Genomic DNA, 10,880 nt, shown 5'->3' with positions numbered 1-10,880 from the left:
CATTCCTCACCATCATCGCCTCACGCTCGCGCGCGCGTTCATTTAGATGCGCGATGAAGACCTCGTCGATCACTTGCATCAGGCCCTCGCCGACGACACCGGTTTCGGCAATGACAAGCGCACCATCAGCCCCTGGTGCTCGGCGCACTCAAAGTCGATCCCTCCACCATAGGCATCGACGATATCGCGCACGATCGCCAATCCCAACCCGGCTCCCTCCTTGCGCTCGTCGAGGCGCAGACCACGCTCACCGAGTCGTGAGCACTGCTCGGCGGCGACCCCAGGACCATCGTCGACGACCAGGATCGATACCCGCTCACCATCCTCGACCTCGATCCGCACCGTGGTGCGCGCCCACTTAGCGGCGTTCTCCAGCAGGTTGCCGAACAGCTCGAGCAAATCGTCCGGCGTCAGCGCGACCTCGACCTCCGGGGGAATCCAGACCTGCCAATCGATACCCCGCCCGACCGGGGTGCGTTCCAGGGTACGCAGCAACGCATCGACCGCGGCACCCACCTCGGCCCGGGCCTGTACCGGGCCTCCACCAGAGCGCACCCGCGCTCGGATCAGCTCGCGATCGACACGGCGTCGCATGGTCTCGGCGAGCTGCTCGAGGTCATCGGCCAACGCCGGCTCGCCACGGGTACGCAATCGCTCGGCATCACCGACCAGGGCGCTCAGCGGGGTCTTGAGACCATGAGCGAGATCAGCGGTCCAGGCTCGCGCACGCTCGAGCGACCGGGCACGGGCATCGAGCAGGGCGTTGAGTTCATCGATCAGTGCCTGAAGTTCGTCGGGATAGCGCTCGGCGAGGCGCTGGGCACGCCCCGAACGGATCGCCTCGACACCCAGCCGGACGCGCTCGAGCGGGGCAAGGCCGGTATGGACCTGTACCAGCGTGGCCACCGCCAACACCACCGCCATCAGCAGCAGATAGGGCAGCATGTCGGTGGTGAAGGCGTTACGAGCGGCGATCAGCTCGGCTCGGGTCATCGCCACCGCGACCCGGGCCTGTTGCTGCACCCCATCGGCATCATGTAACGAGATCCGGCGCTCACGCACCAGCAGCTGCTGGTCATCGGGGCCGGGCAGACAGTGGGCGTGGATCTGCCCGGGGGGTAAGGGGTCCAACGGTAGCGCAATCACCGCGTCCCACAGCGAACGAGAGCGCAGCATGCCAGGGGTGCCGACACCATCGATCTGCCAATAGCGACCACTCAACGGGACATCGAAACGAGGGTCGGGAAGCGAACGAGCCAGCAAGGGCTGCCCATCGGGATCAAGCGTCAGGGTCGCAACCAGCTGATCGAGGTGGACCTCCAGCTCGGCACCGAGTCGACGCTCGACATGAGCCTCGAAGAGTCGTGACAGCCCGGCGGCAGCCACCACCAGGGCGATGGCGATCGAGATCGCGGCACCGAGCCAGAGACGCGCCCGTAGCGACCGCCGCCCGATCACCGCTCAGTCCGCATCGGGCTCGACCAGATAGCCGAAACCGCGTCGGGTCTGGATCCAGTCGCCACCGAGCTTGCGGCGCACCCGCCCGACCAGCACCTCGATCGCGTTCGAGTCACGCTCAAAGTCCTGGGCGTAGAGCTGCTCGGTCAGCTCGCCCTGGGAGACCACCCGCCCGGCGTGCTGCATCAGATAGCAGGCCAGGCGATATTCCTGGGGCGAGAGGTGCACCGGCACCCCGTCGCGGGCCACCGTCATCCGGCAGGTATCGAGCCTGACCCCTCCGCACTCGATCACCGGCGAGGGCTGACCGGCGGCGCGACGCACCAACGCACGCACCCGGGCCAGCAGCTCCTCCATGCGGAAGGGCTTGGGCAGATAGTCGTCGGCACCGGCGTCGATCCCCTCGACACGTTCGCTCCAATCGCCCCGCGCAGTCAGGATCAGCACCGGGAAGCGCTGCCCGGCGCCACGCCAACGTCGCAGCACCGAGAGGCCGTCGAGCTGCGGCAGACCGAGATCGAGGATGACCGCGGCATAGTGCTCGGTATCCCCCAGAAACCAGGCACGCTCGCCGTCCTCCACCCAGTCGGGGACGAAACCGGCGGCCTCCAGCGCCCGCCTCACCGAGGCAGCGAGCCGGGCGTCGTCCTCCACCAGCAGGATGCGCATCAGTCCTCCTCCACCTCGAGAATGCGGCCGGTCGCGGCGTCGACCTCAACCTCAAGCACCCGCCCATCGGGGGCGATGAGCTTGAGTTCATAGCGCCAGCCGCCGTGCTCGCGCTCGAACTCCACGCCCACCACCTCGCCCGGCACCCGCGCCGAGACCACACGCAGGATCTCGCCGATCGGGCGCACCTCACCGCGCTCAAGCGCATGACGAGCGCGGTCGTGATCGGCGACACCAGAGGGCCCATCGGACAGGGCGAGGGCCGAGGCGCTGGCGAGCAGCAGGAGGACGAATGGGCGCAGAACGAGGGTGTTGATCATGGACGCATGATGCCACGAACCCGGCTGACGGTTTGCTGACAAGCATCGACAGCCGAGGTTCAGCCGCAGGGGGATAGGGTGGTCGCCAGCATCACAGGGCCGAGGCCCATCACCCGAACCGGAGCACACCGATGACGACACCGACACCCGAACAATCGACCGAGACCCAGGTCTGGGACCCGCTGGTCCGCCTCTTCCACTGGTCGCTGGCCGCGGGCTTCGCCGCTGCCTACATCATCGAGGACCACCCACTCACGCTCCATGTGTGGATCGGCTATGTGATCCTGGCGCTACTCGCGATCCGCGTGACCTGGGGCTTCGTCGGCTCACCGCACGCCCGCTTCGGCGACTTCGTACGCGGCCCCCGCGCCACCCTCGGCTATCTGCGCGACGCCGTGCGGATGCGCGCGCCGCGCCATCTCGGCCACAACCCGGCCGGCGGCGCCATGGTCGTCGCACTACTGCTGACGGTAAGCGCCACCGGGCTCAGCGGACTCGCACTCTACGGCGCCGAGGAACTCGCCGGCCCCCTGGCCGGGCTCACCGCCGGGCTCTCGCACGAGAGCACCGAGCTGATCGAGGGCGCGCACGAGTTCTTCGCCAACCTCACCCTGCTGCTGGTCCTGCTCCACGTCGCCGGGGTGCTGTTCTCGAGCTTCGCCCACCAGGAGAACTTGATCGGATCGATGATCAGCGGCCGCAAGCGCATCGAGCGCCAGTGACGGATCGGCCCCAAGGAGCCATGCCAATGCCCCAGCACATCCCCCCCCTGTTCGCCCTGCTCGCGCTGACACTCACCAGTGCCGCGCAGGCCGATGACGACCGCCTCGGCGCGGTCACCGACCCGACGACCCGCGCCGTCTGCGGCGACTGCCACCTGGTCTATCAGCCGGCGCTGCTGAGCGCGCGCGACTGGCGCCAGATCATGACCCCGCAGTCACTGACCGCACACTATGGCGAGCGCCTCGAACTCGACGAAACGCGGCGCCTTGCCATCAGCGACTATCTGCAGGCCAACGCCACCGTCTCCGCGCGGCTCGACCCGCCGCCGACGAGCGGGCTGCCCCGCATCACCGAGACCACGGCGTTCGGCCACGAGCACGCCGAGCTGGCGCGGCTACAGCGCAACGCCGGGCAATCGCTGCCCGCCCTCGGTGATTGTCTCGGCTGCCATCCACGCGCAGAATCGGGTATCTATGAGGATGACGAGGTCCGCATCCCCGGGTTCGGCCACTGGCGCGATTGAGCGCCGAGCGCCCCCCGAACGTGATATCGGCCGCGCCCAGCGGCGCGGCACAGGCGTGGACACGCTGGCCCCACGCCATGCATCAGACAACGCCAGCACCATCACCGGAGACCTTCGATGACACCACAGATCCGGATGTTCACCCTTGCCCTCGGCCTCGGTGCCGGGGTCAGCCTCACCGCACTCGCCCAACCGATGGGCGGGCCCATGCCCTTCGCCACACTCGACGGCGACGGCAACGGTCTGATCAGTCAGCAGGAATTCGACGCCTTCCACCAGACACGGCGCCCCGGCGGGGGCCCTGGCATGCCGGCGTTCGCCGACTTCGACCAGGACGGAGACGGCCAGCTCACCCCGGCCGAGCTCAGCGCTGGGCAACAGGCGCGGATGCAGCAGCGTGGCGGCATGGGCCGCAACATGCCCGACTTCGCCGACTTCGACCTCGACGGCAACGGCTGGCTCGACGAGGAGGAATTCTACGAGGCCCGTGGCCAGCGTATCGCCGAGCGCTCGCAGCAAGGCTACATGATGCGTAACCTGTCGAGCGCACCGAGCTTCGAGGCGATCGACAGCAACGGCGACGGCCGCATCGATGCCGATGAATTCGCCGCCGCCCAGGCGCAGCACCAGCAGCAGAACTGGGGACCGCGCGCCAACTGAGGCAGCCCCCTTGGACTCGACGCCTCCGCCGGGGCCGTCTTCGGCCCCGGCGCACAACCTGGGACATCGCCCCGTCGAGCACACGGCACGGGCCGGTGCCCACGCCCCACCCACGCGTCCCGACCCCACCCCGGCCTGGTGACCGCGTCGCCAGGTCCAGCGCGCCACCGCGCTGGCCCCACCCCCACGGCTGATGCATGCTTGTCACCATGGTGACCAGCATCTACACGATACCCTGAAAGCAGCAGCGGCCAGCCCGCACCACCGCTTCCAGCCCCCATCGATCCAGGAGAGCAGACGATGTCCAGCGTGCCCGAGGCACCGACAGGTCCGAGTGCCACACCACACGACGACCATTTCACCGGCTATGTGGTGGCCATCGGCGCCTCGGCCGGTGGACTCGACGCGCTGGAGCGCTTCTTCCAGTGCCTGCCCGCAAACTCGGGCGCCGCCTATGTGGTGATCCAGCACCTCTCGCCCGACCACAAGAGCATGATGGGCAACCTACTCGCCCGTCACACCGAGATGCCGGTGGTCACCGTCACTGACGGCATGCACCTCGAGCCCAACCGCGTCCACCTGATCCCGCCGGCGAACATGATGACGGTGCTCGGCGACGCGCTGCGCCTCAGCCCCAAGCGCCCGCGCGGCCTGGCGCTGCCGATCGACCTCTTCTTCACCTCGCTGGCCAAGGAGTTCGGCAAGCATGCCATCGGCGTGGTGCTCTCGGGCACCGGCTCCGATGGCACCCGTGGGGCGGTGGCGATCAACGACGCCGGCGGCTTACTGCTCGCCCAGGAGCCAGAATCGGCCAAGTTCGACGGCATGCCGCGCAGCGTCATCGCCACCGGACTGGTCGATGCCATCCTCACCCCGGACGACCTCGGCCCCCGGGTGAACGAGTTCATCACCCAGGCCCCTCAGATCAGGGCCGAGAGCCGCTCCCAGGGACTGACCTTCGACAAGGACGACGCCTTCGATGAGGCGATGCATCTCCTCAAGCACCAGGGCGGGATCAACTTCCGCGACTACAAACCGGCCACGGTGATGCGCCGCATCGAACGACGCATGCAGGTGCGCCACACCCCCGACCTGCACAACTATGTGCGACTGCTCGACAGCGATCGCGGCGAGTTGGCGGTACTGCGCCGCGAGCTGCTGATCCCGGTGACCAGCTTCTTCCGTGACCCCGACACCTTCGACATCCTCGACCAGACGGTAATCCGCTCGATCGTCAGCGAGCGGGGCGAGAACCAACCGATCCGGGTCTGGGTCCCTGGCGTCTCCACCGGCGAGGAGGCCTATACCCTGGCGATCCTGTTCGCCGAGGCCTTCGACCGTGAGCGCCGCTGGCCGAGCCTCAAGCTCTTCGCCACCGACGTCGAGCAACAGAACGTCGAGGTCGGCGGTGCTGGGGTGTTCTCCGAGGCAATCGCCGCCGAGATCTCGCCCGAACGACTCGAGCGCTTTTTCTACAAGCGCGGCAACCACTTCGTGGTCAAGAACGAGATCCGCCAGAACATCGTCTTCGCCCGCCACAACCTGCTCGAGGACCCACCCTTCACCCGCATGGACCTGGTCTCGTGCCGTAATCTGTTGATCTATTTCCGCACCCAGGCCCAAGCGCGGGCGCTACGACGCATCCAGTACGCGCTCTCCCCAGGCGGTTATCTGTTACTCGGCCCGAGCGAGACCCTGGCCGACCTGCACAGCGACTTCACCGCGGTCAACTCGCGCCACAAGATCTATCGCGTGCTGCGCCACGTCTCGCTGCCACTCGACAGCTCGACACCCCTGCCCCCATCGTTGCCCTCGCCCGGGAGACGCCAGCCCAGCGCCCGCAGCCGCTATCAATCGACCGACGCGACAGCTATCGACGTCGGCCAGTCGATCCTGCTGCGCGACTACGCCCCCACCACCCTGCTGCTCAACCCGCATGGCGAGCTGCTGCATGTCTTCGGCGAGGCCGCACGCTATCTGCGCATCGGCGAGGGCAGCGCCTCGCTCGACATCACCAAGCTACTGCCCCAGCCGCTGGTGCCGGTGGCCCAGGCGTTGCTCTACAAGTGCGCCCGCAGCGGCATGGCGATGCGCTCCGACCAGCTCGGCATCGAGCTGCCCTCGGGCGAACGTGAACAGCTACGCATGGTGGTCCGCCCCTATGACGCCCCCCAGTCCGAGCGCCACCTGCTGCTCTCGTTCGAGACCGCACCAGAGACCCTGCCGCCACGCGAGGGCATGGAGACGCTCGATCTCGACGACGAGACCGCACAGCGGGTCGAGAACCTGGAGCGTGAGCTGGCGGCCACCCGCGAGAGCCTGCAGGCGACCATCGAGGAGCTGGAGACGGCCAACGAGGAGTTACAAGCGACCAACGAAGAGCTGATGGCCTCCAACGAGGAGCTGCAGAGCTCCAACGAGGAGCTGCAGTCGGTCAACGAGGAGCTTTACACGGTCAATGCCGAGAACCAGGAGAAGATCGAGATCCTCAACCGTCTCAACGCCGACCTCGACGGCATGGCCAAGGCCGCGGCCATCGCCACGGTGTTCGTCGACGCCGAGCTGCGTCTGACCCGCTTCACCCCCGAGGCGACCTCGCTGTTCAAGATCCGCAACGGCGACCTCGGTCGCCCCATCGACGACTTCACCAACCTGCTCCAGTACCCCGACTTCATCACCGAGCTACGCCACACCATCGCCAACGGCGAGATGCTGCAGCGCGAGATCGCGGCGGCCAACGGCCGGGTCTATCTGGCCCGGGTGCTGCCCTATGCGGTACACACCGGGGAGGCGCGCGGAGCGGTGGCAACCTTCGTCGACATCACCACCCTGCACGACATCGAGCGCCTGCAGGCGGTGCTCGATTCGTTACCCGAGCAGATCGCGGTCCTCACCCCCCAGGGGGTCATTACCCAGATCAACCGCAGCTGGCGCGAGGCGGCGATCCGCGCCGGCGATCCCTCGCTCGGCGACAGCGGACCGGGCAGCGACTATGAGCGCGCGCTGCAATTACTGGGGCCGGACAGCACCGATGCGCAACGACAGGCCTTGCTCGAAGGCATCAGCGCGGCCCTCGAAGGTCACCCCGAGACGCTCACCATCGACTTCGCTACGCCGGCGCATCCAGACGCTCGTTTCGCCATCCATATCGCCCCGATCCGCCACGCCGACGGCGGGGTCCTGCTCGCTCGACTCGATACCCGCGAGTGGACGCCCAGGACCTGAACGCCACTCGGGGCTTCAGTCAAGCGCGGCGAGCAGCTCGCGCACCAGCCCCGGGCCACGATAGATCAGCCCGGTGTAGACCTGCGCCAGATCGGCGCCGGCGGCGAACTTGGCGCGCGCGCTGGGCATATCACGCACCCCGCCGACCCCGATCAGGGTCGGCTCCGGCCCCAGCGCCTCGCGCACCGTCGCCAGCAGCGCGGTGCTGCGCGCCTGCAGCGGGCGCCCCGAGAGCCCGCCGGCCATGCCCTCGGTGCGGCTGCGCAGCCCCTCGCGGGCGATGGTGGTGTTGGTCAGGATCAGCCCGGCACAACCGGCCTCGAGCGCGGCACGCGCGCAGTCGATGGCATCCCCGTCGGCGAGATCGGGCGCGAGTTTGACCAGCAGCGGCCGGGGGCGGGCGAGGCGCTGGTTGGGCTCCTGGATGGTCTCGACGATGCGCTTGACCTCGTCGACACGCTGCAGGTCGCGCAGCCCCGGGGTGTTCGGACTGGAGATATTGACCACCACATAGTCGGCCAGCTCGCCGAGCCGCTCGAAGCTGTAGCGATAGTCCTCGGCGGCGCGCTCGGCCGGGGTCACCTTGGACTTGCCGATGTTGACCCCGAGCGGCACCTGCAGCAGGTCGCGCTCGCGCAACCGCCGCAACCGCCGCGCCACCCGGTCGGCCCCGGCGTTGTTGAAGCCCATGCGGTTGATGATCGCCTCGTCCTCGGGCAGGCGGAACAGCCGCGGACGCGGGTTGCCGGGCTGGGCCTGCGCGGTCACCGTACCGACCTCGATGAAGCCGAAGCCGAGCGCCTGCCAGGCGGGGATCGCCTCGGCGTCCTTGTCCAGCCCGGCGGCCAGACCGAAGGGGTTGGGGAAGCGCAGCCCCATCACCTCGCGCGGATGGGCGTGGGCCGGGTCGCCGGCGACCAGCCGGCCATCGAACCGCTCCGACCAGCGCGCCAGTGCCGCCAGGGTCATACGATGCGCGCGCTCCGGGTCGAGACGAAACACCAACGGTCGTAGTGACCGCCACAACAGGTTCAGATCCATACCACCACCAGGCGCGGCTCGGCGCTCATCATCATCGATTCACCTCATCAGGATCAGGAGGGCCCGGGCACCGCCCGGGCATAGTCAGGAAGACGGCAGCCCCGCCACCGCGCGCATCAGCGTCGCCGTTCGCGACGCAGGCTGTATTCGTTGCCGGCGAGGATCAGCGCGGCACCACCGAGGACCCAGGGGTCGAGCCCCTCGCCATAGCACAGCACGCCGACCAGGGCGATCAGCGGCAGGCGCAGGAAGTCCATCGGCAGCACCAGGGTGGCATCGGCGTGCCGGAAGGCATTGGCCACGCCGAGATGGGCGCTGATACCGGTCACCGCCGCCACCAGCAGCCAGGGCAGCGTGTCCCAGTCGATCGGGCGCCACACCCAGAGCGCCGGCGCCAACCCGATCAGCAGTTGGATCGCCAGCATCCAGAACAGGATGGTGAAGACCGAATCGTGTCGCGTCAGCCCCTTGGTGGTGACCAGGCTCACCGCGAAGCCGAGCGCCGCGGCCAACCCCAGGCCGACCCCGAGATCGAACGGCTGCAGCCCGGGACGGGTAATCACCAACACCCCAGCCAGGCCGACGGCAAGGGCCACCAGTCGCGCACGCCCCAGGCGCTCGCCGAGAAACACCAGCGCCAGCAACGCCGCCCACACCGGAGCGGTGAACTCGAGTGCGAACACCAACGCCAGCGGCAACAACCCGATCGCAGCGATCCAGCAGAGCTGGCCGCCATAGTGGAACAGGTTGCGCAGCAGGTGCAATGGCCACTGGCGGGTGCGCATAAACCCCGGCGCCAACACCGCCCCCAAGGCCACCAGCAACGGCAGCCCGAGCAGGGTGCGCAGGAACAGGAACTGCGCCGGGGACATCGCCACGAGCGACTCGCGCGCCGCCACCGCGAGCGCCGCGAAGGACAGCAACGCCAGCCCCATCCAGCCGGCGGCACGCGCTAATCCATCGTTGCCGATCACAGCGCCACCGCCCTCCCCGTAAAATGCTCGATCATACCCCATCGGCAGGCACCGTTGGCCTGCTGCGCGTGCCCGGCGCGGCCCCAGTGGTATAGTCTGTCCACCCCTATGCGACGGCGTTTCAGGAGGACGAAACACATGGCCGAAAAGAAGGTCCTGATGTTGGTCGGCGACTATGTCGAAGACTACGAGGCGATGGTGCCCTTCCAGATGCTGCAGCTGCTCGGGCACTGCGTCCACAGCGTTTGTCCGGGCAAGGCCCCTGGCGACACGGTACGTACCGCGATCCACGACTTCGAGGGCGAACAGACCTATAGCGAGAAACCGGGCCACAATTTCGCTATCACCAGCGATTTCGACAAGATCGATCCGAGTCGCTACGACGCCCTGATCGTCCCCGGCGGGCGCGCACCCGAGTACCTGCGCCTCGACCCCAGGGTCATCGAATTGGTGCGCCATTTCGCCGCTGGCGACAAACCGATCGCCGCAATCTGCCACGGCCAGCAGATCCTCGCCGCCGCCGGGGTCCTCGAGGGCAAGCAGTGCACCGCCTATCCGGCCGTGCGCCCCGAGCTCGAACATGCCGGCGGCAGCTGGTGCGAGGTCAACGACACCCTCTCCAACGCCTATGTCGACGGTCAACTGGTCACCGCCCCGGCCTGGCCCGCCCACCCCGAGTGGATGCGCCGCTTCGTCGAGCTGCTCGGCACGCGGATCGAGACCTGATCGACACCGACATCCAGACCGCGGGTCCGGACCGGACCGCACGCCGCCGGACCGCGCCGTCGCACCACCCCCGACCACAGGAGCCACCATGTCCGAGGAAGGCCGTTTCAGCATCGCGCTCGAGCAGCGCCAGGGATATCAGATCAATGTCGCCTTCGATTGGCCCCAGGCACCCGACCTGCTGCTCGACGGCGAGCCGCCACTGGGCGAGTGCCGGGGGCCCAACGCATCACGACTCCTTGCCGCCGCCACCGCCGACTGCCTCGGCGCCAGCCTGCTGTTTTGCCTGTTCAAGGACGACCCGCCCGCCGGCTGTCTACGCGCCGAGGCCAGCTGCGTGATGACCCGCAACGCCCAGAAGCGGATGCGTATCGGCCAGCTCGAGGTGCGCCTGATCGTCACCGCCGCGGTCACCGAATCGCCACGCTTCGCCCGTTGCAAGGACCTGTTCGAGGAGTTCTGCGTGGTCTCGGCGAGCATCCGTCAGGGCATCCCCCTGGTGGTCACCATCGAGGACGAGGCCGGCGAGGTCTACTACCGCTCCGAGTAAGTAGGCCCCGA

The 10,880-nt window shown here is 68.2% G+C and carries 11 protein-coding genes; 6 read left to right on the top strand and 5 right to left on the bottom strand.

Features of this window, described 5'->3' with window-relative positions:
* Positions 1–78: 78 nt before the first annotated feature.
* From HF203_RS15365 to HF203_RS15355, 3 genes are read right to left on the bottom strand one after another with little or no spacing between them, the layout of a single operon-like run.
* Positions 79–1,458 (bottom strand): sensor histidine kinase, encoded by a 1,380-nt coding sequence (locus HF203_RS15365; protein WP_425483214.1) that lies wholly within the window; start codon positions 1,456–1,458, stop codon positions 79–81.
* A gap of 3 nt (positions 1,459–1,461) precedes the next feature.
* Positions 1,462–2,127, bottom strand: coding sequence for a response regulator transcription factor (locus HF203_RS15360; protein WP_168670969.1), 666 nt, complete (start codon positions 2,125–2,127; stop codon positions 1,462–1,464).
* Positions 2,127–2,447: a PepSY domain-containing protein gene (locus HF203_RS15355; protein WP_168670968.1), complete on the bottom strand. Its 321-nt coding sequence runs from the start codon at positions 2,445–2,447 to the stop codon at positions 2,127–2,129. Before HF203_RS15355 ends, HF203_RS15360 begins: the two co-directional genes overlap by 1 nt.
* Positions 2,448–2,578: 131 nt before the next feature.
* On the opposite strand from HF203_RS15355, the gene HF203_RS15350 reads away from it, so the two are divergent.
* The 4 genes from HF203_RS15350 (at position 2,579) to HF203_RS15335 (ending at position 7,578) form a co-directional block, all read left to right on the top strand.
* Complete coding sequence (locus HF203_RS15350) at positions 2,579–3,169, top strand: cytochrome b/b6 domain-containing protein (RefSeq protein ID WP_168670967.1); 591 nt, start codon at positions 2,579–2,581, stop codon at positions 3,167–3,169.
* A gap of 26 nt (positions 3,170–3,195) precedes the next feature.
* A complete protein-coding gene (locus HF203_RS15345) occupies positions 3,196–3,693 on the top strand; it encodes a hypothetical protein (RefSeq protein WP_168670966.1) in 498 nt (165 codons plus the stop codon).
* 117 nt (positions 3,694–3,810) lie between these two features.
* On the top strand, positions 3,811–4,353 hold the full coding sequence (locus tag HF203_RS15340) for an EF-hand domain-containing protein (protein WP_168670965.1): 543 nt from the start codon (positions 3,811–3,813) through the stop codon (positions 4,351–4,353).
* 300 nt (positions 4,354–4,653) lie between these two features.
* Entirely contained in the window at positions 4,654–7,578 is a 2,925-nt protein-coding gene (locus tag HF203_RS15335; protein ID WP_168670964.1) for a chemotaxis protein CheB, read from the top strand.
* Between the two features lie 15 nt (positions 7,579–7,593).
* On the opposite strand, the gene HF203_RS15330 is transcribed toward HF203_RS15335, so the two are convergent.
* Both HF203_RS15330 and HF203_RS15325 read right to left on the bottom strand, forming a co-directional pair.
* Positions 7,594–8,619: a quinone-dependent dihydroorotate dehydrogenase gene (locus HF203_RS15330; RefSeq protein ID WP_168670963.1), complete on the bottom strand. Its 1,026-nt coding sequence runs from the start codon at positions 8,617–8,619 to the stop codon at positions 7,594–7,596.
* Between the two features lie 116 nt (positions 8,620–8,735).
* Positions 8,736–9,593: a DMT family transporter gene (locus HF203_RS15325; protein ID WP_343043938.1), complete on the bottom strand. Its 858-nt coding sequence runs from the start codon at positions 9,591–9,593 to the stop codon at positions 8,736–8,738.
* A gap of 138 nt (positions 9,594–9,731) precedes the next feature.
* Here HF203_RS15325 and HF203_RS15320 point away from each other — a divergent pair, with 138 nt between their 5' ends.
* Positions 9,732–10,319, top strand: coding sequence for a DJ-1/PfpI family protein (locus tag HF203_RS15320; RefSeq protein ID WP_168670961.1), 588 nt, complete (start codon positions 9,732–9,734; stop codon positions 10,317–10,319).
* A gap of 88 nt (positions 10,320–10,407) precedes the next feature.
* Positions 10,408–10,869: an OsmC family protein gene (locus HF203_RS15315; protein WP_168670960.1), complete on the top strand. Its 462-nt coding sequence runs from the start codon at positions 10,408–10,410 to the stop codon at positions 10,867–10,869.
* Positions 10,870–10,880: the final 11 nt, after the last annotated feature.

This window comes from Marichromatium bheemlicum, assembly GCF_012276755.1.
Taxonomy (GTDB): domain Bacteria; phylum Pseudomonadota; class Gammaproteobacteria; order Chromatiales; family Chromatiaceae; genus Marichromatium; species Marichromatium bheemlicum.
This window is presented reverse-complemented; position numbering and strand designations above follow the sequence as displayed.